The sequence below is a fragment of the Pinisolibacter sp. DMC100 genome (assembly GCF_056313705.1).
In genome coordinates this window covers 871,168-895,457 of sequence record NZ_JBQUZT010000001.1, presented here as the reverse complement: position 1 = coordinate 895,457, position 24,290 = coordinate 871,168, and the positions used below count along the sequence as shown (strand labels likewise).

Here is a 24,290-nt window from a genome sequence, read left to right as displayed (position 1 = left end):
CGAGCCTCGAAACACGAAGCCATGACATGACGGGCCCTGCCCCTCGGCCCTTCGCGCTTCGAGGCCCGGCCGTTGGCCGGGCACCTCAGCATGAAGGCCTCCGCGAGAGGCCGGAGAGCCAACCCTCAGGCGATCTTCTTCCGGCCCGCCATGACGATGCCGAAGGCGGACTGGGCGCGCAGCGAGATCGTCCGCAGATCCTCGGGCTCGAGGTTGTGGACGTTGGTCTTGCCGGTGCAGCGGGCCATCATCTTGGCCTCGGACACCGCCGCCTCGAGGAAGCGGGCGAGCGACGTCTCGGCGTCCGCCGGGTCGATCCCGTCGAAGTCCGGGCCGTCGACCCCGAGCCCCGCGCCCATGGCGAGGGCGGCGGCAATCTCGATCGCCCCGGCATTGGCGCCGAGCGCCAGCGCCTTGGCGAGGTCGGTACCGGAACGCAGGCCGCCGAACCAGATCAGCGGGAAACGCTCCTCGGCACCCAGCCGCCGCAGTTCGGCGACGACGCGCGGCAGCAGCGTCGGATCGGGCGCACCGGAGAGGTCGCCCCAGCTCTCGCCGAGATGGCCGGAGCCGTCGAGCACCAGGAGATCGACGCCGAGGGCGACGATCTCGGCGAGCGCCGACGTCGGCACTTCCGGCGTCACGACGAAGCCGCGGAGCCGGTCCGCCTCGACCTTCGGCAGCACGAGCGGGCTCGTCGCCGTCAGGCGGGCGAGCGCCGCCTGCGCCGACGGATCGGCCGTCTCGCCGGGTTCGACCACCGCGATCCACGGCACGCCGGCCCCGAGAGCGGCGCGGCCGATATGGGCACCGCCCGCCGCCTTCACGGCGGAGGCGGCAGCCGCCCGGATCGCCGCCGGCGCGCGCTCGAAACCGGCGAGCAGCATCGGCTGGGCGAGCTCGAGGCCGGCGCCGAGATCGGTCTTCGCCTTGCAGTCCTCGCGATAGGGATCGATCACGAGGCGTGTCAGGTTAGCCGGCAAAAAGACCAGCTCGTCGAAACTCGCGGGGCCCGATACGGCCCCGTGCGGCCGGGCGGCGAGGCGCTCGCGGGTGATGCGCATCAGGTCGATCGGCGTCGCGTCCGGCCGCGCCATGGCGAAGATCGCCTCACGGGCCTTGACCGAATAGTCGACCGAACCGGTCTCGGTGTCGCAGCGATAGCAGCGGGCGGCCTGCTGCTTCGCCGTCAGGTCGTCGTAGTTCGCCTCCGCGTCGGCGAAGGGCGCCTTGCCGATGCCGAGGAAGGCCGGCTCGACATGGGGGAGCTTCTCCCAGGCCGGGTCCTGTGCCACCACCACGGAGCGCGTGCGATAGGGCGTGCGATAGGGCACCGGCCGGGCCTCGCCCTTGAGCGCTGCGAGCACGTAATAGGCCGCCTTGTGGCCCTGGAACATCGCCTGGACGATGGTCGACGAGCCGAAGGCAGCGTCGCCGGCAGCGAAGACGCGATCCATCCGCGTGCCCATGTCGGAGGCGCGGGTGGCGATCTTGTCGCCGTCCATCAGGCCGTGCTCGGCGAGCTCGAGGCTGACCGACTTCTGGCCCACCGCCGCGATCACCAGACCACAGGGGATGTCGAAATCGGAGCCGGCGATGGTCGAGAAGGCGCGGCGACCGTCGGCACCGGGGGCGCCGAGCGCGGTCTTCACCGCCTTCATGACGAGGCCGCTCGCGGCCTCGACCACCGCGGTCGGGGCGACGTTGTAGACGATCTCGATTCCTTCCGCGATCGCCGCCTCGAGCTCGTATCTGCGCGCCGGGATCTCGTCGGGACCGCGGCGGTAGACCACCGTCACCTTCTCGACGCCGGGCAGGCGACGGGCGGTGCGGCAGGCGTCCATGGCGACGTCGCCGCCGCCGACCACCACGACATGGGCCGGCAGGATCGGCCGTTCGCCGCCGTTGACGCGGTTGAGGAAGCTCACGCCGTCCATGACGCGGGAGAGATCGTCGCCGGGCACGCCGAGAGTCTTGCCGGCCGAGGCGCCGATCGCCAGCAGCACGGCGTCGTGGCTCTTGGCGAGATCGGCGAGGCGGACGCCGTCGCGGCCGAGCGGGGTTCCGAGATGCTGCGTGATGCCCGGGCAGCGCTTCAGGATGCGGGCGACGTCCTCTTCCACCACCGAAGCCGGCAGGCGGAAGTCGGGGATGCCCCAGAGCGCCATGCCGCCGGGCTTCGACTGGGCCTCGTAGAGGTCGACGGCGTAACCGGCGAGCGCGATGTCCTGCGCCGCCGTCAGGCCGGCGGGGCCGGCGCCGATGATCGCCACGCGCTTCGTCTCGGTGACGGGCACCGGCGGCAACTCGAACGTCGGGCCGAGGGCGTCGAGCACCCAGCGCTTCAACGCGCGGATGGCGACCGGGCCGTCGGAGGCGGCGCGGCGGCAGGCGGGTTCGCAAGGCGCGTCGCAGACGCGGCCGCAGATCGCCGAGAGCGGGTTGGTGGCGGTGATCGCCTCGAGCGCGGCTTCCTTATTCCCCTCCCAGATCAGGCCGACGTAGGAGGCGACGTCGGTGCCGATCGGGCAGGCGACCTGACAGGGCGGCGGCTCGTAGTGCGGCAGATCGGACTGATCGGCGGCGAGATCGAGCGAGAAGGGCTTGCAAGCGGCCATGATCACGCCACCTCGGTCAGGAGCTGTTCGATCTGGGTTCCCCAGGTCGGATCGTAGGGAAGGCCGGTGACGGCGGCGGCTTCCGGCGTCAGGGCGACGAGGTCGTCGCGCGACAGGGCGCGGTAGTCGTCGTGGCCGAGCGCCTTGGTCAGCGTGGCGATCTGCCAGCGCACCACCTCGAAGAAGCGACCGATGGCGGCGGCCTGGAGGTCGATCTTGTAGCGGGCCTCGTGCTCGGGATCCTGCGTGGCGATGCCGACGACGCAGTTGCCGACGTGGCACTGCATGCAGGAGATGCAGCCGCCGGCGATGATCGCCGCCGTGCCCATCGCCACGGCGGAAGCGCCGAGCGCCAGCGCCTTGACCGCGTCGACGCCGTCCTTGATGCCGCCCATCAGGACGATCGGCATGTCGGGGCCGGCGTCGATCTCCTTCAGACCGTCGAGCGCCTCCTGGATGGCGGCGAGCGTCGGGATGCCGACGTTCTCCAGCACCTCGGTCGAGGCGGCGCCGGTCGAGCCCTGAAGGCCGTCGAGCTGGACGAAGTCGAAGCCGTCCTTGTAGGCGATCTTGATGTCGTCGCGGACGCGGCCGGCGCCCATCTTGATCGAGATCGGCTTCTGGTAGGCGGTCGCCTCGCGGAACTCCTCGACCTTGATGACGAGATCGTCGGCACCCATGATGTCGGGGTGGCGCGAGGGCGAGCGCAGGTCGATGCCTTCGGGAATGCCGCGGACGCGCGCCAGTTCCTTGGTCACCTTCTTGGCCATCAGCTGGCCACCGAGGCCGGGCTTGGCGCCCTGGCTGATGTAGATCTCCAGCGCGTCGGCGCGCTTCATGTCGTGGATGTTCCAGCCGAGACGGCCGGAGAGGCACTGGTAGATCAGTTGGCCGGCCTCGGCGCGCTGCTCGTCGAGCATGCCGCCCTCGCCGGTGTTCTCGACGATGCCGGCGAGCCTGGAGGCCCGCGCCAACGCGATCTTGGTCGACTTCGACAGGGCGCCGTAGCTCATCGGCGCAACCAGCACCGGCATGGAGAGGGAGAGCGGCTTCGCCCCGTGGCGATCGCCCAGCGTGGTGGCGAGCTTCACCGTCGCCAGCGCGTCCTTGACCGCGGCGAGACGGGCGGGGTCGATCTTCAGCGCGATGTCGCCGAAATGCGGCACGGGCTTGGAAGCCCCATAGCCACGGATGCGGTAGCGGCCGATCAGGCTCTTGGCGCGGATGTCCTCGGCGACCTTGGCGTTCCACCAGGTGCCGCCTTCCGAGAAGACCGTGTGCGGCAGCGGCCGGGAGACCGGCTCGTTGACGCCGTAGCGCAGCTTGGTGCCGGCGTTGACGATCTTCTTGAAGGTGCCGGTAAAGGCGATGCCCTGCTCGGCGAGGAAGGCCTGGACGGAGGCGATGTCCTCCGCCGCCGGCTCGACCAGCTTGGCGTCCGACCCCAGACTCTGCACCTCGCCGCCGACGAAGATCTCGCCGGCCGACATGTCCTCGCCGACCCGTTCGCCGGAGTTGCCGAGGATGACGATGCGGCCGCCGTACATCATGTAGCCGGCGAGGAATCCGGCCGAGCCGCAGCACAGCAGCGTGCCCGCCTTCATCACCTGACCGGCGCGCGAGCCGAGGTTGCCCTTGACGATGACCGTGCCGCCGCGCAGGCCGACGCCGGCGATGGCGCCGGCATTGCCGCCGACGACGACGGTGCCCGCGTAGAGGCTGTCGCCGACGCCCCAGCCGACGTTCGAGTCGATCTCGAAACGGGCGCCGTGGGAGAGGCCGGCGCAGAAGTAGCCGGCCGAGCCGCGCACCTTGACCGTGACGGGGGCGACGAGGCCGACGCCGATGTGGTGACGGGCATCGGGGTTCACCACCTCGATGTCCTCGCCGCGTTCGGCGGCGGCGCGCAGCGCCGTGTTGCCTTCGCGGACGGAAAGCCGGCTCAGATCGATCGTGACCACGTGCGGAACGTCCCCGGCGCAGGCTCGGTGGTGGAAAGGGGGCGGCCCGGAAAGAGCCGGTTGAGCGACACTTCTTCGGACGCGATGGCGACCAGGGTGTCGTCCTCGTACATGACCATCGGCTTGGCGGCGAGGCGGTCCTTGGCGAAGCCGATGCCGTCGCGGGTCGAGACCAGGAAGGAGAAGGTGCCGTCGAGATCGTCGACGGATTCCTCGAGCGCCGCCTCGAGCTTGACGCCCTTGGCCAGCTTGTCGGCGACGTAGACGGCGATCAGCTCGCTGTCGTTGTCGGTGCGGAACTCGAAGCCGCGCGCCTCGAGACGGCGGCGCATCTTCCAATAGTTGGTGATCTGGCCGTTGTGGACGATCGCCACGTCGGCGAAGCCGGTCGCCCAGAACGGGTGCGCCGCCTCGGGCTTCACCTCGGATTCGGTCGCAAGCCGGACGTGGCCGATGCCGTGGGAGCCGCGGATCTCGCCGATGCGATAGGTGGCGTCGAGATCGTGGCTCGTCCCGACGTCCTTGACGATGTCGAGCGCCGTGCCGATCGAGACGAGCTTCGCCGCGTGTTCCATCGCATAGGCGAAGGGGCGGATCTCGCCGTCATACTGGACGTCGACGACATAGGTCGCGCCCTCGCGGCTCTCCTTGGCGATCGTCGCGCCCTTGTCGGCGAGCGCCGCCTTGATCCGGGCGATCTGGGCGTCCGGGTCGTCGCCGTCGACGATGAAGCGCAGGCGCAGGCCGGCGATGTCGTCTTCGTAGAGGGCGAAGCCGGTCGAATCCGGCCCGCGATGCTGGCAGCCGTCGAGCATGTCGACCAGCGCCTTGCCCAGGACCTGATTGGAGCCCTGCGTCTTGAAGAAGATCCCGGCGATGCCGCACATCGGGCGCGTCTCCCCTGTCCGCGGTGAATGTCCGAGGACTCTAGGCAGGGGGTGCGGTCCACGTCAACAAGGGGAATGAAAATTTCCTTCCATTAAATTTCCGCCGGTAGACGACATGAACGGCCGGATGGACGGCAGGTCGCTGTTTTCCGCCATTCTCGAGGCTCCGGCACCTCGTGCATGGGTCCCATTCCGACGAGCGTACCGACCCGCACCCGCGCAACGACGCCTCTCCGAGGCTCGGTCGCCCGTCGATCCGTTCCCGGTAGGAAACGACGAGCGATCGCCATTCAACGCGTCGCCACACCCTCGATCGCCCCGTCGGTGCCCCTCTCACGAGCGCGCTCGGCGCGCGGCGGCAGGCCGAAACGGGCGCGGTAGAGGCGGGAGAAGTGGCTCGAGGTGGCGAAGCCGCAGGCCATGGCGACCTCGACCACCGGCAGGCCGGTCTGGCGCAGGAGCTTGCGGGCGCGATCGAGCCTGAGATCGCGATAGTGATCGGCGAGCGAACGGCCCATGTGGCGGGCGAAGAGCCGTTCGAGCTGGCGCAGCGTGACGCCGGCGGCCTCGGCCAGCGCCTCGCGGGCGAGCGGCTCCTCCAGCCGTTCCTCCATCAGCGCCAGCACCTTGAGGACGCGCGGGTTGGCGACGCGGCTGCGTTCGCGCAACGCGATGCGCTGGTCGTCCTCGCCGGAGCGGGTGCGGGTGGCGAGGTACCATTCGCCGACGGCCAGAGCGAGGGCCGCGCCGTGGCGGCGGCCGATCAGGTCGACCATCATGTCGAAGGCGGCGAGGCCGCCGGCGCAGGTCGCCCGGTCGCCGTCGAAGACATAGAGCGAGCGCTCGAGCATCAGCTCGGGGAATTCCTCGACCAGCCCCGGGATGTGCTCCCAGTGGATGGTGCAGCGCCGCCGCTCGAGCAGACCGGCGCGCGCCAGCACATAGGCCCCGCCCGACATGCCGCCGACCGCGACGCCGGCCGCGGCGAGCGCCCGCAGGCGGGCAAAGGTCGGCCGGTGGTCGAAGGCGGCCGGATTGCCGCCGGCGCAGACGAAGAGCTGGTCGAGGCCGACCGCCGCGTCGAGCGTGCCGTCGGCCGGCACCACGACGCCGACCGACGCGCGGGCGGGCGCGCCGTCGAGGGTGAACTGGCTCCAGCGATAGAGCGTGCGGCCGGCGATGACGTTCGCCGCGCGCAAGGGTTCGACCGCCGAGGCATGCGACATCAGCGGGAAGTCGGGCAGCAGCAGAAAGCCGACGTGGCGGGGAGCGGTGTCGTCGCTCATGGGTCTTCGTGTCGCATTTCGATCCATAATGGTCGTGAATGGACATGAAGTCGAGGGCGACGCGAGCGCATCCTTTCCCTCGGCGGCGGTCGGCCGCGTCGAGACGGAAACCATGCGCTATTCTCTCTTCAAGGTGATCCTCGACGGGTTGACGAAGAACCGCTTCGCCGAACCCGCCTGGCGCGATCCCGATCCCAAGCCCGAATACGACGTGGTGATCGTCGGCGGCGGCGGCCATGGGCTGGCCACTGCCCATTACCTCGCCGAGAACCACGGCATCCGCAACGTCGCCGTGGTCGAGAAGGGCTGGATCGGCTCCGGCAACGCCGGGCGCAACACGACGATCGTCCGCTCCAACTATCTGCTGCCGGGCAACGAGCCCTTCTACGAGTGGTCGATGAAGCTCTGGGAGAACCTGGAGCAGGCGTTGAACTACAACGTGATGGTGAGCCAGCGCGGCATCGTCAATCTGATCCACTCCGACGCCCAGCGCGACGCCTACGTGCGCCGCGGCAACGCCATGAAGCTCGCCGGCGCCGACGCGGAACTGATCGATCGCGACAGGGTCAAGGCGCTGGCGCCCTTCCTCGATCTCGACAATTCCCGCTTCCCGGTGAAGGGCGGCCTCCTCCAGGCGCGCGCCGGTACCGCACGCCACGACGCGGTCGTCTGGGGCTATGCCCGGGCCGCCGACGCGCGCGGCGTCGACATCCTGCAGAACTGCGAGGTGACCGGCTTCCTGCGCGATGCCACTGGAGGCGTGACGGGCGTGGAGACCACGCGCGGCACGATCCGGGCGAAGAAGGTGGCGCTGGCGGTCGCCGGTTCGACCTCGAAGCTCGCGGGCAAGCTCGGACTTCGCCTCCCGATCGAGAGTTTCGCGCTGCAGGCCTTCGTCTCCGAGGCGATCAAGCCGCTCGTCCCCGGCGTCGTCACCTTCGGCGCGGGGCATTTCTACATCTCGCAGTCCGACAAGGGCGGCCTCGTCTTCGGCGGCGACATCGACGCCTACAATTCCTACGCCCAGCGCGGCAACCTGCCGGTGATCGAGGACGTGCTCGAGGGCGGCATGGCGGTGATGCCGATGATCGGCCGCCTGCGCCTGCTGCGCCAGTGGGCCGGCCTCTGCGACATGACGATGGACGGCTCGCCGATCTTCGAGATCGGGCCGCTGCCGGGCCTCTATCTCAACGCCGGCTGGAACTACGGGGGCTTCAAGGCGACGCCCGCGTCGGGCTGGTGCTTCGCCCACATGATCGCCCGCGACGAGATCCATCCGCTCGTCGCCGCCCTGCGGCTCGACCGTTTCCGCTCCGGCCGGATCGTCGACGAGAAGGGAGTCGGCGCCCAGCCGAATCTGCACTGATGCTGATCACCTGTCCCTATTGCGGCGCCCGCGACGCCCAGGAATTCGCCTATCGCGGCGATGCGACCAGCCGCCGCCCCGACCCGACCGCGCCCGACGCGCTCGATCGGTTCCACGAGCACGTCCACCTGCGCGACAACCCGGCGGGGGTCCATCGCGAGCTCTGGTATCACGCGAGCGGCTGCCGCCGCTGGATCGAGGTCGAACGCGACACCACGACCCACGCGATCACCGCCACGCGCTTCGCCGCCGACCGGGAGGACGTCGCATGAGCCGCCTCGCCAGCTCCGGTCTCGTCGACCGTTCGCGCCCGCTGTTCTTCTCCTTCGACGGCAAACCTTGTGCCGGTTTCCAGGGCGACACGCTCGCCTCGGCGCTGCTCGCCAACGACGTCAAGCTGGTCGGTCGGTCCTTCAAGTATCACCGCCCGCGCGGCATCGTCGGCATCGGCACGGAGGAGCCCAACGCGCTGGTCGAGCTGCGCTCGGGCGCGCGGCGCGAACCCAACAGCCGCGCCACCACGACCGAGCTCTTCGACGGGCTGGAGGCGCGGAGCCAGAACCGTTTCCCCTCGCTCGCCTTCGACCTGATGGCGGTCAACGGGCTCTTCTCGCCCTTCTTCGGCGCGGCCTTCTACTACAAGACCTTCATGTGGCCGAAGGCCTTCTGGGAGAAGCTCTACGAGCCGGCGATCCGTGAGGCCGCCGGCCTCGGCCGGGCGGCGGAAGGCGAAGATCCCGACACCTACGACAAGGCCCATGCCTTCTGCGACGTGCTGGTGGTGGGCGCGGGTCCGGCCGGTCTTGCGGCGGCGCTGGCGGCGGGGCGTTCGGGCGCCCGCGTCATCCTCGCCGACGAGGACTTCCGTTTCGGCGGGCGGCTGCTCAGCGAGAAGACCGCGATCGACGGCGACGCGCCGCTGGCCTTCGTCGAGAAGACGATCGCGGAGCTTTCGGCGCTCCCCAACGTGCGGCTGATGCCGCGGACCTCGGTCTTCGGCGTCTACGACGACTGCATCGCCGCGGTCGAGCGGGTCGGCGATCATCTCACCACCCCGGCGCCGTTCCAGCCGCGGCAGATCCTGTGGCGGATCGCGGCGAAGCGCACGGTACTCGCGGCCGGCGCGATCGATCGGCCGATCGTCTTCGGCGGCAACGACCGCCCCGGCGTGATGCTCGCCGCTGCATTTCAATCGTACGTCAACCGCTTCGCCGTGGCGCCGTCGAAGGCGACCGCCTTCTTCGGCAATCACGACGCGCTGTGGCAGGCGGCCTTCGACGCGGCCGACGCCGGTGCCGGCGTCGCGGCGATCGTCGACACGCGCGGTGCGGTCTCGGCAGAGCTTGCGGCGGGCGCGCGCGAACGCGGGCTCCGCACCATTCTCGGCGGCGAGATCTTCGCCACCCGGGGCAAGGTCCTGAAGGCGATCGACGTCTTCGTCGACGGCAGGGTCGAGCGGCTCGCGGTCGACGGCGTCGCCATGTCGAGCGGCTTCTCGCCCAACGTCCACCTCACCTGCCACCACGGCGGCAGGCCGGTCTGGCGCGACGACATCGCCGCCTTCGTGCCCGGCAAGTGCCCGCCGGGCATGGGCGTGGTCGGAGCGGCTGCGGGGTCCTACGCGCTCTCGGCCTGTCTTTCGGAAGGCGCCGCGGAAGGCGCGCGGGCGGCGAGCGATCTCGGCTTCGCCGCTCCGACGATCGACGTTCCGAAGACCGCCGATGCGCCCTTCTCGATCACGCCCTTCTGGTACGTGAAGCGGTCGCAGGGCATGGCCTTCCTCGACTTCCAGAACGACGTCGCCGCCAAGGACGTGGCGCTGTCGGTCAAGGAGGGCTTCCGTTCGGTCGAACATCTGAAGCGCTACACCACGCTCGGCATGGCGACCGATCAGGGCAAGCTCGCCAACGTGCCGGCGATCGCGCTCCTGGCAGAAGCGAGCGGCCGCTCCATCGCCGAGACCGGCACCACGATCTTCCGGCCGCCGTGGTCGCCGGTGGCGCTCGGCGCCTTCGCCGGCCACCACCGCGGCAAGGACTTCCGCCCCGCCCGGATCACGCCGACCCATGCGCTGGCGGAAGAACTCGGCGCGGTCTTCGTCGAGACCGGTGCTTGGCTCAGGGCGTCGTATTTCCCACGGGCGGGCGAGACCGACTGGTTCGAGACCGTGACGCGCGAGGTGACGACCGTGCGCTCCGCCGTCGGCATCATCGACGTCTCGACCTTCGGCAAGATCGAACTCGCCGGCCCCGACGTCGGGCAGCTCCTCGACCGGGTCTACGTCAACACCTTCTCGGCGCTTCCCGTCGGCAAGGCACGTTACGGCGTGATGCAGCGAGAGGACGGTTTCGTCATGGACGACGGCACCACCAGCCGGCTTTCCGACGATCGCTGGATCATGACGACGACCACCGCCAATGCCGGCAAGGTCTACGAACACCTCGAACACTGCCTGCAGGTGACCTGGCCCGACCTCGACGTGCGGATGGCCTCGGTCTCCGAACAATGGGCACAGATCGCCGTCGCCGGCCCCCGCGCCCGCGATCTGCTGGCCCGCGTGCTCGACGATCCGTCGCGTGCGACCAACGACGCCCTGCCCTTCATGGGAGCGATCGAGACGACCGTCCTCGGCGGCACGGCGGCGCGGGTCTTCCGCCTCTCCTTCTCCGGCGAACTCGGCTACGAGATCGCGGTACCGGCCTGCGAAGGTGAAGCACTGGCGCGAGCGCTGATGGCGCGCGGCGAAGACCTCGGCGTCGCCTTCTACGGGCTCGAGGCGCTGGCGGTGATGCGGATCGAGAAGGGGCACGTCTCCGGCCCCGAACTCGACGGCCGCACCACCGCCGCCGATCTCGGCTTCGCCCGCATGGTGTCGTCGAAGAAGGACCACGTCGGTGCCGTCATGGCGAAACGGCCGGCGTTGCAGGAGGCGGGCCGTCACGGCTTCGTCGGCTTCCGCCCGGTCGACCGGACGCAGATCCTGCGCTCCGGTGCCCACATCCTCGAGAAGGGCGCGGCGGCGGTGACCGAGAACGACATCGGCCACGTCTCCTCCGTCACCCGCTCGCCGACGCTCGGCCATGCGATCGGCCTCGGCTTCGTCGCCGGCGGCGCGGCGCGCATCGGCGAGATCGTCAGGGCCTGGGACGGCCTGCGCGGCGCCGACGTCGAGGTCGAAATCTGCGCGCCCGTGTTCCTCGATCCGGAAGGAGCCCGTCTCCGTGGCTGACATGCTCGCAAACCTGCCGCTCGGCACGCCCCTCCCCCTCGGCCGTCATGGGCGACCGGGGCCGGCCGGGATCGTCCTCGAGACCGTCGCCTGCCATGCCGCGACGCTGGTCGCCGGACGCGATCCGGCGGCCGTCGTGGCGGGGCTCTCGGCCGCCTTCGGGGCGGCGATCGTCGACGCGCCCTGCCGGGTCGAAGCCGGCGACGTCGCCTTCGTCGGCATCGCTCCGGGACGATGGCTCGTCACGTCGACGACGGACGGCCTCGCCGCCCGCCTCGCGGCGGCGGTCGGAGCGACGGCTTCGGTCTTCGAACAGAGCGGGGGGACGGTGGTGATGCGGGCGAGCGGGCCGGCGCTGCCGGACTTCCTCGCGCGTCTGGTGCCGCTCGACCTCGACGCGGCGGTCTTCCCCGCCGGCAGGGCGGCGACGACGACGCTCGCGCATGTCAACGCCACGCTGTGGCGGGAGGCGGACGACGCCTTCGTCTTCGCGGTCGGGCGGTCCCATGCGCCCGCCTTCCTGCGCACGGCAGCGCACATTGCCGCGCCGTTCGGTCTCGATCGGCGCGGCTGAAGGCTCGTGGGAGCGGAGCTGAGCGGTTCGGTCGGCCTCAGGCCGACCGCTTCACCGACTTGATCACCGGCATCGGCCGACCGGAACGGTCGGCGATCTCGCGGTCCTGCTCTTCGAGGTAGGGGCGCGCGGGATCGTCACCGTCGAGCCCGTCCAGGAGCTCGCGCGGCACGCGACGATTGGAGCGGCGGCTGTCGTCGTCGTAGAACACGTCGAAGAGCACGAACTCGCTCTTGGTCGCGGGCTTGCGGGCCATGGGGGCCTCCTGGGCAACGCATCGCGAGGTCGGAGCGTGTCCGACCCTTCCGCTCACTCGGCGGCGGCGGGCGCCACGACGGGAGCCGGACGCGGACGCGCGACGCGTTCCTTGCGCTTCGGCGCCGGCAGCAGACCTTCGCGCTGCGCCTGCTTGCGGGCGAGCTTGCGGGCGCGACGAACGGCCTCGGCCTTCTCGCGGACGCGCTTCTCCGAGGGCTTCTCGTAGGCGCTGCGCTGCTTCATTTCACGGAAGACGCCTTCACGCTGCATCTTCTTCTTCAGGACGCGGAGCGCCTGATCGACATTGTTGTCGCGGACCAAGACCTGCACGGATTATCCGATCACAAGAGAGAGGACACCCTCCCGCGCGGCTTCCGGCCTACGGGAGGAAAGGGTACGACCGCCTTCGGCCTCGACGGCGCGAGCCACGAGGCCGAAGACTCGAATGCATGGGATCGCGGGCTGACGCCCGAGCGAACTCGCGCCCCTCTGTAGGGCATCACGGCCCGCAACGCCAGTGTCGAAACGCGGCTTCGTCACTTTCCTCACCGACGCAGGCCACCGCGACCGGCCGAAACGGCCTCTTTCCGACGACGATCGCGTCAGGCCTTGTTTCGAACACGATTTGCCTGTATCTCACTTGCTATCGAGTTTTGGCCGAATTGGCCGGCACCGCACGGCGCGATCGAGCGCAGCGGTCCGTTTCTGACATCCACGACATCGATGACAACCGGCGGAGCGCTTTTGGCGCTCGCCTCTACACTCGCGTCCACGAAAGGACCACACCCATGAACACCGGCACCGTCAAGTGGTTCAACGCCACCAAGGGCTTCGGCTTCATCGCTCCCGACGCCGGCGGCCCCGACGTCTTCGTTCACATCTCCGCCGTCGAGCGTTCGGGCCTGATGGGCCTGAGCGACGGGCAGAAGGTGACCTACGACGTCGTCGCCGACCGTCGTTCGGGCAAGAGCTCGGCCGAGAACCTGCGCGCGGCGTGATCGCCCGCGATCGCGATGCGGGGCCCCGCATCGCGGTTCTCGCCATTTCGGACAACGAGGCCTTTCCTCACGCCGACCGCGGATGTACCGGCGCGCGAGGGGTGAGGGCTCGAACCGGACGTGAAGACCCCGGCCGTGAGGTTCGCCCTCGCGGCCGGGGTCTTCTTTTCATCGTACCCACCGTCGACGCCCGGCCATCCAGGCCGCCGAGCGCACGGCGAGGAACCTCCCGGAGGGAGCCGACATGTCCATGATCCATACGTTCTCGTCGACCAGCGGCTCCGGTCTCTTCGCCTTCGCCGGCGATGCCGACGGCGCGCGCCTGCCCGCCCGCCACGGCCCCTGGCAGCACGTCGGTCTCGTCGCCGCCGGCGAGGCGATGCCGCACGGCATCGATCGCGCCGCGGTCGAGACGGCGATCGAGGCCCAGGGCTTCCAGATGTGGCGCCGCCGCGAAGCCCAGGGCTGACCGCCCGTTCCGCCGCCCGCGTCCGCCGCGCCGAGACGCGGCGGCGCTTGGCTCAGAAGCTGACGCGCAGACGGGCCGAGCCGGTGACGCGGCGGGCGTTGGCGGCGAACTCGCCGTCGAAGGCCGTCGTCAGCGTGACGTTCTCCATCAGCTTGGTGTCGAGGCCGAGGGCGACGATCGCCGCGTCGGGCTTCGCCTTGGCGCCGCCGATCTCGAAGTCGGAGCCGGAGACGTCGGTCAGCGACACCGCGATCGACGAGCCCTGCGCATAGGCATGGGCCCAGCCCGCCCGGGCGAAGCCGTTCACCGCGAACCCCCACAGATCGACACCGCCGCGCAGATCGACGCCGACGACCGAGCGGGTGTTCAGCACGCCGGAACGCCCGGTGACGGTGAGACCGCCGGAGGCGGCGTCGCCGGCCAGCGTCTCGCGCTCGACGAAGCCGGGCGTGTTCATCGTCTGCGCCTCGAAGGCGGCGAAGGGCGAGATGCCGACGTCGGCGAACCGCACCGCCTCGAAGGCCGCCTCGATGCGACCGCTCCACAGCGTCGGACGATAGCGCGCGGCGACGTCGGGCATGTCGAGGATCGCGATGGAGCGGTGGGTCGTGACGTCCATCCAGGAGAAGGCCGCGGCACCGGCGAGCGACAGTGCGCCCGACCGGATCGCCGCGTAGGTGCCGGCCTGGACCACGTCGGCCGACGCCGAGCCGAGACCGTCGGAGAGACGGCCGCCGGCGTTGCCGGCCGACAGCGCGACGCCGAAGAGCATCGTCGGGTTCAGCCGCACGTCGAAGCCCGTGACCACCTGCGAGGCATGGGTGGTGGCACGGCTGGTGCCGATCTCGGCATCGCCGTCGATGCTGCCGAGCGAGCCGAGCAGGCTCCCCCACACCGAATAGACCGGCCCGGCGGCGGACGGCGCGGCGACGCCCTTGCCGGCGAGCGTGCGGCCGGCGCGGTGGATGTCGGTCATGGCGCCGAGGAAGAGCCGCGACGACTGCACGCCCATCTCGTCGACCGTCGTGTGGATCTCGCCGACCAGCTGCTCGAGATCGTCGCCGATGTCGTCGGACGCGGCGTTGTAGACCTTGAAGACCGGGGTCGCGTCGGCGCCGCCGGCGACGGCGTTGTCGATCGCGGTGGCGACCCGCACCCGGTCCGAACGATCGCCGACGCCGGGCGTGGTCGGCGCGGTGACGGTCGTCGTGGTCGAACCGCCGGTGGTGGTCGTGGTGACCGCGGCGGCGGAGGGGTTCTCCGCGAGGCCCGCGAGCTTGCCGGGGGTCAGGACCAGCTGCACAGTGTTGCCGGAATAGCTGACGGTCGTCACGAGGCCGGCGCCGACCAGCGACCGGTCGAAGGTGGCGAAGGTGCCGATGATGCCGGCCGCCGCGTTCAGGATCGTGTGGGGGGTGTTGAACGTGTAGGTGCCGCCGAGCGTCTGCGGCCTGAGTGTGCCGGCGAGCGTCGCACTGCCGGTGACCTCGATGCGATCGGCGACCGGACCGCGGATGCCGGCGCGATAGACGCCGGTCGAGGTGAAGACGAGATTGCCGTCGACGGTGAGCGTCTGCGGCGTGCCGAGACCGAGCGTGCCCTCGACCGTGGTCGCGCCGACCCGACCCGAGCCGCCGAGAGCGCCGCCGGTCGCGACCAGGACCTGCGACACGATCGAGCCGGTGACGGCGAGGGCGCCGCCGTTGATCGTCGTGGTGCCGGTATAGGTGTTGGTGCCGGAGAGCGTCAGCGTGCCGGCGCCGGTCTTGATCAGACCGCCGGGGCCGTAGATGTCGTTGGAGAAGGTCGAGCTCCAGCCGAGCGTGTCGAGCGTCGTCATGCCGACGAAGCCGCCGTAGCCGCGCACCGCCCGCCCGGCATTGACCAGACCCCAGCCGTAGATCGCGTCGGGCGTGATCGAGCCGGCGGTGCGGCTGCCGAGCGGCGTCGCGGTCGTCAGCAGGGTCTGCTGCAGATCGTAGTTGGTGAACCAGGGGAAGGCCTGTTTGGCCAGCGCCGCCACGCCGGCGGCGACCGGCGAGGCATAGGACGTGCCCTGGCCGGAGGTGTAGTTGCCGCCGCCGTCACCGGCGCCGACCGTCACCGTCGAGACGTCCTCGCCGGGGGCGACGAGGCACCATTGGGCGGCGACGCCGCAGCGGTTGGAGAAGCTCGAGATGACGTTCGAGGCATCGACCGAGGCGACCGCCAGCCAGCCGCGCTGCAGGTCGGTGACGCGATAGGGCAGACCCGCCCAGTAGTCGGGATTGGCCTGGGCCTCGTTGCCGGTGGCGAAGACCAGCAGCGTGTTGGCCTGGACCGCCGCGCGTGCCGCCGTGATGCCTTCGGGATAGGTGGCGATCGCACTGGCCGTGGTGTAGTCGACGATCGAGCACTGCGGCGTCGGGTCCGGCTTGCCGGGCCGGCAGTCGTTGAGGCCGAAGCTGTTGTTGATGATCGGGACGCCCATGCGGACCATCGCGTTCCAGCTCTCGGCGATGTAGGCCAGCGTCGTCATCGAGACGATGCCCGCGTCGTAGGCGACGCCGTGCATGCCGACGCCGTCGCGCGAGGCCGCCGCCAGACCGGCGACGAAGGTGCCGTGATGGAAGGTCGTGTCGGTCTCGCCGTTCTGTCCGGGCAGGATCTGCTGCCTGGTGGCGAAGTTGTAGCCGCCGACGAACTTGCCCGGCGCCGTGAACTCCGGATTGCGCGCGTCGATGCCGCTGTCGACGATGCCGATCACCACGCCGCGCCCGGTGTAGCCCAGGGCGTAGGCGGTCGCCGCGTCGATCGGGCCGAGCGCGCCGGAGGCGTCGTACTCGGGCGTCCTGAAGGAGGCGGCCGTCTGGGCCTGCGCGGCGCTCGCCGCGCACAGGGCGACGAGCAGACCCGACAGGGCCGTGGAGGTCCGCAACCATCGCCGAGACCGCTTCGCCATCGAAAACTCACGCATCATCTCTCCGTCCCCCTCGGGCACGTTCTCTCGTCACGTCGATGAAAAGTGGATCGCCCCGCCGGCGGCCTATTTCGCCGCCATCGCCTCGGCCAGTGCCCGCGCCTGGGCGGCGGCGGCGACATAGCCCGGCCGGGTGGCCGAGCGGGTGGCGAAGCAGGTGCGGAAGGCCGTCGCCGTCTGATGGCGCAGCGCCCGCAGGGCGGCACCGATCTTGGCGTTCTTGCGGCCGCTCGCGGCGAAGGCGTCTTCCTTGGCGGCGATCGCGGCCTCGCCCTTCTTGCGGATGCGCGAGCACTCGGCGACCGCGGGGATCGCGGCGCGCAGCGGCACTTCGGCGATCATCGTCCGGCCGTCGACGTCGAGCGACACGATCAGTTCGCTCGGGCTCGTCGGCGTCTCGTCCTGACTGCGCGCCACCAGCAGGGCGACGGCGGACGTCGCCCGCGGCGGCGTGGCGAGCGGCATTTCCGAGATCACGCTCAGCGCCGCATCGGAGGAGAAGCCGACGGCGCGGAAATAGTAGCCTTCCGACCGCAGCATCGCCTCGCGGCCGGCCGCGGCGCCGTCGGGGAACTCGTCCGCCCAGGCGTCGGCGTTGGCGGCCGCCCAGCGGCGGGCGAGCGATTCGGTCGTGACGACGAGCGCCGCTCTGTTGTCGGCCGTGAGGAAGCTCAGCGCGTCGAGCGATGCGGACCCCTGGTCGCCGGCGACGAGGCTCTCGGTGTTGAGCGTGGCGGGGCCGGCGAAGCCCTCGACCTTGACCGGGCCGACCAGAGCCGACAGCCGCTTCACCAGATCGACCTTGGCCTGATCGTGAGGCACGGAGAAGGCCTCGCCGGCCGCCTGATCGACCTCGACCAAACGCGTCATGCGCTTCACGGCGGCATCGCGCGCGGCGATGTAGTCGTCCTCGGGCGAAGCGGCGAGCGCGGCGGTCGACGACAGGAGGAGGGCGGCGGCGAACAGGGACTTCATGGGTTCCTCGCGGAAGCTGCGGCGGTCGGCCGGGGCATGGCCGGCGCGGCGCCTACGATCCCGGGGGAAGGCCGACGGCGCCGCGTCCTCCTAGGTAATATCTCGGATGATCGCTTGTTTCTCGGGAAACACGGCCGGTTTCGGCCAACATCAACGGCGGTTGATGATCGCGCCCACGGGGCGGCCAGACGGTGGAGGCCTCCGCCTTGCGAGGCCGAGGCGCGGACCTATACTGGCGCCGTCGAGCCGGGCGATCGTGCCCGGTGCCAGAAGGATCGTCGCCCCGCAGATGTCGGAACCCGGAACCTCGGCCGTCGACGAACGCGATCCGATGGACTTCGTCGGCGAGTTCCGCGACCCGCGGACCGAGGCGGCGTTCTCGGCGGCGACCCGACGGCAGACCACGGCGAACGCGACGATCTGCATCGTCGCCACGACCTTCGCGGGCCTGTCCTTCGCGCCGCTCGACGTGATGCTGATCGCCCCGCCGGAGCTCTTCGTCTTCCTCGGCGTCCGAGCGCTCTTGGCGATCGTCTGCGTCGTCGCCATGGTGGTGCTCGGCCGACGGAGGACGAGCCGCGGCATCGTCGTGACGACGCATGTCCAGCAGTTCCTGTTCTTCACGCTCAACGCACTGATCTTCGATCACCCGTCGCTGCCGCGGCACGGCGGGCTGCTGCTGCCGCTGATCGCCATCGCGCTGCCGATGTTCCTGCCCGGCCGGTTCCGCGCCGTGGCGCTGACGAGCGCCTATGCACCGACGATCAGCCTGCTGTTCTGGGGCGTGCTCAGGCCGCAGCCGGAGGCGCCGCTCGATCTGGCGGTGATCGTCCTCGTCACCACGATGGCCTTCGTCGTCGGGCTCGCCGCCCGTCGCCAGTGGAACCGCATGCGCCGCGAGGAATTCCTGCGGATCGCCCGCGAACGGCGCACCAACCGGGCGCTGCGCGAGGCCAAGGAGGCGGCCGAGGCCGGCGCCCGCGCCAAGGCCGACTTCCTCGCGGTGATGAGCCACGAGATCCGCACGCCGATGAACGGCATTCTCGGCATGGTCCGCCTCGTGCTCGACGACGTCGCCGCGCCGCGGACCCGCGAACGGCTCGACGTGGTGCTGCATTCGGCCGAGGTGCTGCGCACCATCCTCGACGACGTGCTCGACCTGTCGCAGTTGGAACTGGGGCGGCAACAGTACGAGCGCGTGCCGGTCGATCTCGCCGGCGTGGTCGGCGACGTCGTCGACCTCGTCCGGCCGCAGGCCGACGAGAAGGGCATCGCGCTGGTCGTCGAGATCGCCGACGACGTGCCCGAACGGGTCTCCGGCGACCCGGCGCGGCTGCGCCAGATCCTGATCAACCTCGTCGGCAACGCGGTGAAGTTCACCCAGGCCGGGCGGGTGGCGATCGCCGTCCGGCGCGTCGACGACGGCTCCGACCGGTTGGAATTCTCCGTCTCCGACAGCGGCATCGGCATCGCGCCGGCCGACGTCGAGCGGCTCTTCGCCCCCTTCACCCAGGCCGACGCCTCGATCCGCCGCCGCTTCGGCGGCACCGGGCTCGGCCTCGCCATCTCGCGGCGGCTGGTCGAGGGCATGGGCGGCGACATCGGCGTCGAGAGCCTGCCGGGCGTCGGCAGCCGCTTCCATTTCCGCATCGCCGCCCCCGGCGTCGCCGCGCCGACGCCGGTCGCCGCCGAGACGATCCGACCGACGCGGTCGCTGCGGCTGCTCCTCGTCGAGGACAATCCGATCAACCGGCTGGTGGCGCAGGGCCTCCTCGAACGGGCCGGCCACGTCGTCACCGCGGCGGCGAGCGGCGAGGAGGCGCTGGCGCTGGTCGAAGCGGGCGGTTTCGACGCGGTGCTGATGGACCTGCAGATGCCGGGGCTCGACGGGTTCGAGACCGCCCGGCGCATCCGCGTGCTGGCGGGACCGGTCGGTGCGGTGCCGATCGTCGCGCTCTCCGCCAACGTGCTCGAGGTCGACGTCGCCCGGACCCGCGAGGCCGGCATGAACGGCCACGTGGCCAAGCCGATCGACCCCGCCCGGCTCGAGGCGGTGCTCGCCGGGGCGACGGCGCCGGCCGATCCGGCGACGCGACGCCCGCCCGCCCCCGGCGACGACGTGCTGCTGGTCGCGGCACGCGACGAGGGGACGGCGGGGCGGCTCGCCGCCGCCGGTCTCCGAGTGTTTCCGACGCGCGGTCTCGCCGCGGCGGCCAACATGCTCGAGGTGCGCACCTTCGCCGGCCTCGTCGTCGTCGCGCCCGATCCCGCCGATCACCCGCGGCTGCGCGCCCTCGCCGGCCGGGTACCCTTCGTGATGGCGATCGGCGCGGCGACCCGCGACGACGGCATCGCCGACGTCTGCCTGCCCGCCGATGCCGACGAGGCGGCGGTGATCGGCGCCCTGACGGCGATGCCGACGGGCGACGGCGGCGAGCGTCCGCCGCTCGAGGCGCTGTTCGCGCCCGATGTCCTTCGCCGGCTCAGGAGCGAGTTCGCCGAGCATCTCGACCGACAGGCCGAGCGCCTGCGCGGCGGTGTGCCGACGCCGGACGAACTGCGGGCGATCGCCCATGCGATCAAGGGGAGCGCCGCCAACATGGGCCGCGAGGACCTCGCGGTGATCGCCGACGCCGTCGGGAGCGCCGCCGACGAAGACACGGCCGCCGCGGCAGAGCGGCTGGCGGCGGCGATCGAGGCGACGGCGGTGGATCTCGCGCGGGCTGCGACCGAGGAAGGAGAGCGTCGATGACGGCGACGGTTCTGGTGGTCGAGGACGCGCCGGAGAGCCTGGCGATGATCGCCGAGTTCCTGGAGAGCCAGGGCCTGCGGGTCGTCCGCGCCGCATCGGCGGCGGAGATGCGGGCGCGGCTGGAGACGATCCGACCGGAGATCGTGCTGCTCGACGTCGACCTGCCCGACGCCGACGGTATCGCGCTGGCGCGCGACCTGCGGCTCGGCGAGCGCCACGGGCTCATCTTCGTCACGGCGCGCGATTCCGACACCGACGTGCTGGCCGGGCTCGAGGCGGGCGGCGACGACTATGTCGCCAAGCCGATCAACCTCGTCACTCTGCTCGCCCGCATCCGCTCGGTGCTGCGGCGGACGCGCGAGCCGGTCGTCACCTTCGACGGCTGGATCCTCGACATGGTCCGGCGCGAGCTCTTCCGCCCCGACGGTCGCCTGCAGGAGCTGACGACCGGCGAGTTCAACATCCTCGCCGCGCTCGCCGCGCATCAGCGCCGGCCGCTGTCGCGCGACTTCCTGCTCGACGTGATCTCCAACCGCGATCCGCGCTCGATCAGCGGCCACACGGTCGACAATCTGATCGTCCGCCTGCGCCGCAAGATGATGCACGACGGTCGCCCCGCCCCGATCGTCACGGTGCGGGGCGAGGGCTACGTCCTGATGCCGACGCGCTGAGCGCGTCGGTCGCGGTCGAGGTTCAGGTCGCCTCGTACCAGCCCTTCGAGCGGTTGACGATCCACACGACCGACAGCATCACCGGCACTTCGATGAGCACGCCGACGACGGTGGCGAGCGCCGCGCCCGACTGGAAGCCGAAGAGCGAGATCGCCGCGGCGACCGCCAGCTCGAAGAAGTTCGAGGCGCCGATCAGCGCCGAGGGGCCGGCGACGCAATGCGCCTCTCCGGTCGCCCGGTTGAGCAGATAGGCGAAACCGGCGTTGAAATAGACCTGGATCAGGATCGGCACGGCGAGGAGCGCGATCACCATCGGCTGCGCCAGGATCTCGTTGCCCTGGAAGCCGAAGAGCAGGACGAGGGTCACTAGGAGCGCCACCAGCGACAGCGGCTGCAGGGTCTCGAGCAGACGGGCGAGCGCCGCCTCGCCGCCGGTCGCCAGCAGACGACGGCGAAGCGCCTGCGCCACGATCACCGGCACGACGATGTAGAGCACCACCGAGAGCACCAGCGTCGCCCAGGGCACGGTGATCGCCGAGAGCCCGAGCAGGAAGCCGACGATGGGGGCGAAGGCGAAGACCATGATCGTGTCGTTGAGCGCCACCTGGGAGAGGGTGAAGTGCGGCTCGCCCTTGGTCAGGTTCGACCAGACGAAGACCATGGCGGTGCAGGGGGCGGCAGCGAGGATGATCAGGCCGGCGATGTAGCCGTCGATCTGGTCGGCCGGCAGATAGGGCCGGAACAGGTGGCCGATGAAGAACCAGCCGAGCGCCGCCATCGAGAAGGGCTTCACCGCCCAGTTGATGAAGAGCGTCACGCCGATGCCGCGCCAATGTTCCTTGACCCGGCCGAGCGCGGCGAAGTCGATCTTGATCAGCATCGGTACGATCATCAGCCAGATCAGCGCCGCCATCGGCAGGTTGACCTTGGCGACCTCGGCGGCGCCGATCAGATGGAAGACGCCCGGCACGACATGGCCGAGGGCGATACCGACGACGATGCAGAGCGCGACCCAGAGGGTCAGCCAACGTTCGAAGAGCGACATGGGGGTACCTCAGAGCTTCAGTTTGCGCGCGAGGAGCGCGGCGGAGGACGGACAGAGGCCCGCCGCCTGTCGCGTCGCGAGGATGACCGCCGGGGCGTCGGCGCGCGCGACGCGGGCAAAGCCCTTCTTCTCCAGCCAGTCGGCGACGGTCGTCGTCAGCACCCAGGCCCGGCGCGCGCCGGCATCGAAGGCGCGGCGACCGAGGCGGGCGAGGATCGCCGCACCGTAGCCCTGCCCGCGCGTCTCCGGCAGCACGACGAGCGAACGCAGCAGCGCCTCCTCGCCGTGGCATTCGAAGCCGGCGAAGCCGACGACGTCGCCCGAGAGCGTGACGAAGGCGAAGAAGCTGCGGTTCGGCTCGGCGAGATCGTCGACCGGGAGGCCCGCCGCGGCGAGTGCCGCGACGAGCGCGGGATCGTCGCCGGCGATCGGCCGATCGCGCAGCGCCGGCTCACCGTCGGCCTTGACGAAATCGGGCAGGGGCGCGTCGGGCAGGAGATCGAGCACGACGTCGGAGGGCCGGCAGAGCTTCACGCCGGCCGGCGTCACCACGATCGGCCGGTTCATCAGGATCGGATGGGCGGCGACGGCGTCGAGGATCTCGGCGTCGGTCTTGGCCGGATCGGCGAGCCCGAGTTCGGCGAAGGGCGTGCCCTTCTCGCGCAGGATCGTCCTGAGAGGCACGCCCATGCGGGCGGCGAGAGTGACGATCTCGTCGCGCGACGGCGGCGCCTTCAGGTATTCGACGACCGTCGGCTCGATCCCGGCATGCCGGATCAGCGCCAGAGTGTTGCGCGAGGTGCCGCAGGCGGGGTTGTGGTAGATCGTGACGTCCATCGCCGGCCTCACTTCGAACCGCCGAGCGGCGAGGCGCCGTCGAGGCGGCCGATCTCGCGCAGGCTGTTGCCGAGCGCCATCTTGTCGATGCTCGCCATCGGCAGGGCGGCGAAGGCGGCGATGCGGTTCTTCATGAAGCGCAGGGCGGTGACGAAGGCCGCTTCCTTCTGGATGTCGCTGCCTTCGACGGCCGCCGGATCCTCGATGCCCCAGTGCGCGGTCATCGGCTGCCCCGGCCAGACCGGGCAGGCCTCGCCGGCGGCGCTGTCGCAGACGGTGAAGACGAAATCCATCACCGGCGCGCCGGGGGCGGCGAACTCCTCCCACCCCTTCGAGCGGAAGCCTTCGGTCGGATAGCCGGCCTTGTCGAGCACCTTCAACGCGAAGGGATTGACGACGCCCTTGGGCCGGCTTCCGGCGGAGAAGGCGCGGAACCGTCCGGCGCCGTCCTTGGTCAGGACGCTCTCGGCGAGGATCGAGCGAGCGGTGTTGCCGGTGCACAGGAACAGCACGTTGTAGACGCGATCAGGCATGGGGGACCTCGGTGGAACAGGTTTCGTGCACGCAGCCTTCGGGCGAGACCTCCGCCGCGCAGGCTTCCGGATGACCGCCGCAGCAGTCGCGCATGAGATAGTCGGCCAGCGCCCGAACGCTCTCGGGCTGCGCCCGGTAGATGATCGACCGGCTGCGGCGCTCGGCCTCGATCAGCCCGGCGCGCGCCAGCACCGCCAGATGGGACGACAGGGTGTTCTGCGGCACCTCGAGCGCACGGGCGACCTCGCCGGCGGGCAGCCCCGTCGGCTCGTGGGTGATCAACAGCCGAAAGACCGCGAGCCGGGTCGACTGGGAGAGCGCCGCGAAGGCGAGCAGAGCGTCTTTCTCATCCATATATCGACGAATATCGAAATGTTGACATGAGCGCAAGTGGCAACGAGTGCGGCACGGTGGCCGTGGGAGGGGCAGGGCGACGGCGGACGGACGAGGGAGCACCACGCCCGACGCGAGTTCCGCCCCTCGTCGGCCTTCGAGCGCCTTCTCCCGCGAGAGAACCTTCGCGCAGTCCGGCAGAGGTTCGGATCGACATCCCTGCGCGATCCTTCGAGACGCGCCTGCGGCGCTCCTCAGGATGAGGCGTCGGAGATTTCATCGGAAAACAAGCGCCTCATGCCGAGGAGGCGCGCGTCGCGCGCCGTCTCGAAGCATCGCGCACGGCGTCGAGCTCGGCTCCACCGAGTCACGCGAGAGGTCTCGCGGAGCGAGAATGGGGCCGGCGGGGCGATGCTCGGGCATCCGGCCCGATCCGTGCGCCGTGGACACGGCCTCGTCGCGCTCATCCGGACGACCGAGCGAGGGCGTGCGGAGCGGCGCCTTCGGGCGGACGCCGTCCCTGTTCGCGGCAGGAACC

At 70.6% G+C, this 24,290-nt stretch carries 19 protein-coding genes and 2 pseudogenes; 8 read left to right on the top strand and 13 right to left on the bottom strand.

The genetic code is table 11. The features are described from left to right. Positions 1 to 125: 125 nt before the first annotated feature. From ACT541_RS04145 to ACT541_RS04130, 4 genes are all read right to left on the bottom strand, one after another. Entirely contained in the window at positions 126 to 2,618 is a 2,493-nt protein-coding gene (locus ACT541_RS04145) for an FAD-dependent oxidoreductase (protein WP_476134489.1), read from the bottom strand. 2 nt (positions 2,619 to 2,620) lie between these two features. Continuing rightward, positions 2,621 to 4,579: a glutamate synthase-related protein gene (locus tag ACT541_RS04140; protein WP_476134487.1), complete on the bottom strand. Its 1,959-nt coding sequence runs from the start codon at positions 4,577 to 4,579 to the stop codon at positions 2,621 to 2,623. Continuing rightward, positions 4,561 to 5,466 carry a class II glutamine amidotransferase gene (locus ACT541_RS04135; protein WP_476134485.1) on the bottom strand — a complete coding sequence of 302 codons (906 nt, stop codon included), beginning with the start codon at positions 5,464 to 5,466 and terminating at the stop codon, positions 4,561 to 4,563. Before ACT541_RS04135 ends, ACT541_RS04140 begins: the two co-directional genes overlap by 19 nt. 290 nt (positions 5,467 to 5,756) lie before the next feature. Continuing rightward, positions 5,757 to 6,752, bottom strand: a complete 996-nt coding sequence (locus ACT541_RS04130; RefSeq protein WP_476134483.1) for a GlxA family transcriptional regulator — start codon at positions 6,750 to 6,752, stop codon at positions 5,757 to 5,759. Between the two features lie 112 nt (positions 6,753 to 6,864). Here ACT541_RS04130 and ACT541_RS04125 point away from each other — a divergent pair, with 112 nt between their 5' ends. From ACT541_RS04125 to ACT541_RS04110, 4 genes are read left to right on the top strand one after another with little or no spacing between them, the layout of a single operon-like run. Beyond that, the gene (locus ACT541_RS04125; protein ID WP_476134482.1) at positions 6,865 to 8,118 is read left to right on the top strand and encodes a sarcosine oxidase subunit beta family protein; all 1,254 of its coding nucleotides are present in this window, start codon (positions 6,865 to 6,867) and stop codon (positions 8,116 to 8,118) included. Continuing rightward, positions 8,118 to 8,390: a sarcosine oxidase subunit delta gene (locus ACT541_RS04120; protein ID WP_476134481.1), complete on the top strand. Its 273-nt coding sequence runs from the start codon at positions 8,118 to 8,120 to the stop codon at positions 8,388 to 8,390. The genes ACT541_RS04125 and ACT541_RS04120 overlap by 1 nt, the downstream gene beginning before the upstream one ends. Further along, positions 8,387 to 11,347, top strand: coding sequence for a sarcosine oxidase subunit alpha family protein (locus ACT541_RS04115; protein ID WP_476134479.1), 2,961 nt, complete (start codon positions 8,387 to 8,389; stop codon positions 11,345 to 11,347). The genes ACT541_RS04120 and ACT541_RS04115 overlap by 4 nt, the downstream gene beginning before the upstream one ends. A 1-nt stretch (position 11,348) precedes the next feature. Then, positions 11,349 to 11,921 carry a sarcosine oxidase subunit gamma gene (locus ACT541_RS04110; RefSeq protein ID WP_476136027.1) on the top strand — a complete coding sequence of 191 codons (573 nt, stop codon included), beginning with the start codon at positions 11,349 to 11,351 and terminating at the stop codon, positions 11,919 to 11,921. A gap of 37 nt (positions 11,922 to 11,958) precedes the next feature. Here ACT541_RS04110 and ACT541_RS04105 read toward each other — a convergent pair whose 3' ends face one another. Both ACT541_RS04105 and rpsU read right to left on the bottom strand, forming a co-directional pair. Next, a complete protein-coding gene (locus ACT541_RS04105) occupies positions 11,959 to 12,177 on the bottom strand; it encodes a hypothetical protein (protein WP_476134478.1) in 219 nt (72 codons plus the stop codon). Positions 12,178 to 12,230: 53 nt separating this feature from the next. Then, positions 12,231 to 12,509, bottom strand: coding sequence for a 30S ribosomal protein S21 (gene rpsU / locus ACT541_RS04100; protein ID WP_476134477.1), 279 nt, complete (start codon positions 12,507 to 12,509; stop codon positions 12,231 to 12,233). A 458-nt stretch (positions 12,510 to 12,967) separates the two neighbouring features. Between rpsU and ACT541_RS04095 the strand changes: the two genes are divergently transcribed. Further along, the gene (locus ACT541_RS04095; RefSeq protein ID WP_476134475.1) at positions 12,968 to 13,177 is read left to right on the top strand and encodes a cold-shock protein; all 210 of its coding nucleotides are present in this window, start codon (positions 12,968 to 12,970) and stop codon (positions 13,175 to 13,177) included. A gap of 244 nt (positions 13,178 to 13,421) precedes the next feature. Beyond that, the gene (locus tag ACT541_RS04090) at positions 13,422 to 13,646 is read left to right on the top strand and encodes a hypothetical protein (protein ID WP_476134473.1); all 225 of its coding nucleotides are present in this window, start codon (positions 13,422 to 13,424) and stop codon (positions 13,644 to 13,646) included. A 52-nt stretch (positions 13,647 to 13,698) separates the two neighbouring features. Here ACT541_RS04090 and ACT541_RS04085 read toward each other — a convergent pair whose 3' ends face one another. Both ACT541_RS04085 and ACT541_RS04080 read right to left on the bottom strand, forming a co-directional pair. After that, on the bottom strand, positions 13,699 to 16,563 hold the full coding sequence (locus tag ACT541_RS04085; protein ID WP_476134471.1) for a S8 family serine peptidase: 2,865 nt from the start codon (positions 16,561 to 16,563) through the stop codon (positions 13,699 to 13,701). A 108-nt stretch (positions 16,564 to 16,671) separates the two neighbouring features. Beyond that, positions 16,672 to 17,580: a hypothetical protein gene (locus tag ACT541_RS04080; protein ID WP_476134470.1), complete on the bottom strand. Its 909-nt coding sequence runs from the start codon at positions 17,578 to 17,580 to the stop codon at positions 16,672 to 16,674. Positions 17,581 to 17,869: 289 nt separating this feature from the next. On the opposite strand from ACT541_RS04080, the gene ACT541_RS04075 reads away from it, so the two are divergent. Together ACT541_RS04075 and ACT541_RS04070 are read left to right on the top strand one after the other, a co-directional pair. Continuing rightward, positions 17,870 to 20,332 carry an ATP-binding protein gene (locus tag ACT541_RS04075; RefSeq protein ID WP_476134468.1) on the top strand — a complete coding sequence of 821 codons (2,463 nt, stop codon included), beginning with the start codon at positions 17,870 to 17,872 and terminating at the stop codon, positions 20,330 to 20,332. Beyond that, on the top strand, positions 20,329 to 21,003 hold the full coding sequence (locus ACT541_RS04070; protein WP_476134466.1) for a response regulator transcription factor: 675 nt from the start codon (positions 20,329 to 20,331) through the stop codon (positions 21,001 to 21,003). The genes ACT541_RS04075 and ACT541_RS04070 overlap by 4 nt, the downstream gene beginning before the upstream one ends. 22 nt (positions 21,004 to 21,025) lie before the next feature. Here ACT541_RS04070 and arsB read toward each other — a convergent pair whose 3' ends face one another. The 5 genes and pseudogenes from arsB to ACT541_RS04045 form a co-directional block, all read right to left on the bottom strand. Further along, positions 21,026 to 22,048 (bottom strand): ACR3 family arsenite efflux transporter, encoded by a 1,023-nt coding sequence (arsB, locus tag ACT541_RS04065; RefSeq protein ID WP_476134465.1) that lies wholly within the window; start codon positions 22,046 to 22,048, stop codon positions 21,026 to 21,028. A gap of 9 nt (positions 22,049 to 22,057) precedes the next feature. After that, positions 22,058 to 22,456, bottom strand: a pseudogene (arsN2, locus tag ACT541_RS04060) (arsenic resistance N-acetyltransferase ArsN2); the annotation flags it as partial. Positions 22,457 to 22,483: 27 nt separating this feature from the next. Then, positions 22,484 to 22,885, bottom strand: a pseudogene (gene arsC, locus ACT541_RS04055) (arsenate reductase (glutaredoxin)); the annotation flags it as partial. An 8-nt stretch (positions 22,886 to 22,893) separates the two neighbouring features. Continuing rightward, positions 22,894 to 23,418 carry an arsenate reductase ArsC gene (locus tag ACT541_RS04050; RefSeq protein ID WP_476134463.1) on the bottom strand — a complete coding sequence of 175 codons (525 nt, stop codon included), beginning with the start codon at positions 23,416 to 23,418 and terminating at the stop codon, positions 22,894 to 22,896. Then, positions 23,411 to 23,773: an ArsR/SmtB family transcription factor gene (locus tag ACT541_RS04045; protein ID WP_476134461.1), complete on the bottom strand. Its 363-nt coding sequence runs from the start codon at positions 23,771 to 23,773 to the stop codon at positions 23,411 to 23,413. The genes ACT541_RS04050 and ACT541_RS04045 overlap by 8 nt, the downstream gene beginning before the upstream one ends. Positions 23,774 to 24,290 lie beyond the last annotated feature (517 nt).

Bases quoted from the DNA above. Each gene is read 5' to 3' on its own strand.
- ACT541_RS04075 (WP_476134468.1), top strand. From the start codon at position 17,870: ATGTCGGAACCCGGAACCTCGGCCGTCGACGAACGCGATCCGATGGAC.
- ACT541_RS04080 (WP_476134470.1), bottom strand. From the start codon at position 17,580: ATGAAGTCCCTGTTCGCCGCCGCCCTCCTCCTGTCGTCGACCGCCGCG.
- ACT541_RS04115 (WP_476134479.1), top strand. From the start codon at position 8,387: ATGAGCCGCCTCGCCAGCTCCGGTCTCGTCGACCGTTCGCGCCCGCTG.
- ACT541_RS04045 (WP_476134461.1), bottom strand. From the start codon at position 23,773: ATGGATGAGAAAGACGCTCTGCTCGCCTTCGCGGCGCTCTCCCAGTCG.
- ACT541_RS04145 (WP_476134489.1), bottom strand. From the start codon at position 2,618: ATGGCCGCTTGCAAGCCCTTCTCGCTCGATCTCGCCGCCGATCAGTCC.
- ACT541_RS04050 (WP_476134463.1), bottom strand. From the start codon at position 23,418: ATGCCTGATCGCGTCTACAACGTGCTGTTCCTGTGCACCGGCAACACC.
- ACT541_RS04070 (WP_476134466.1), top strand. From the start codon at position 20,329: ATGACGGCGACGGTTCTGGTGGTCGAGGACGCGCCGGAGAGCCTGGCG.
- ACT541_RS04090 (WP_476134473.1), top strand. From the start codon at position 13,422: ATGTCCATGATCCATACGTTCTCGTCGACCAGCGGCTCCGGTCTCTTC.
- ACT541_RS04130 (WP_476134483.1), bottom strand. From the start codon at position 6,752: ATGAGCGACGACACCGCTCCCCGCCACGTCGGCTTTCTGCTGCTGCCC.
- ACT541_RS04110 (WP_476136027.1), top strand. From the start codon at position 11,349: ATGCTCGCAAACCTGCCGCTCGGCACGCCCCTCCCCCTCGGCCGTCAT.
- ACT541_RS04135 (WP_476134485.1), bottom strand. From the start codon at position 5,466: ATGTGCGGCATCGCCGGGATCTTCTTCAAGACGCAGGGCTCCAATCAG.
- arsB (WP_476134465.1), bottom strand. From the start codon at position 22,048: ATGTCGCTCTTCGAACGTTGGCTGACCCTCTGGGTCGCGCTCTGCATC.
- ACT541_RS04125 (WP_476134482.1), top strand. From the start codon at position 6,865: ATGCGCTATTCTCTCTTCAAGGTGATCCTCGACGGGTTGACGAAGAAC.
- ACT541_RS04120 (WP_476134481.1), top strand. From the start codon at position 8,118: ATGCTGATCACCTGTCCCTATTGCGGCGCCCGCGACGCCCAGGAATTC.
- ACT541_RS04105 (WP_476134478.1), bottom strand. From the start codon at position 12,177: ATGGCCCGCAAGCCCGCGACCAAGAGCGAGTTCGTGCTCTTCGACGTG.
- ACT541_RS04095 (WP_476134475.1), top strand. From the start codon at position 12,968: ATGAACACCGGCACCGTCAAGTGGTTCAACGCCACCAAGGGCTTCGGC.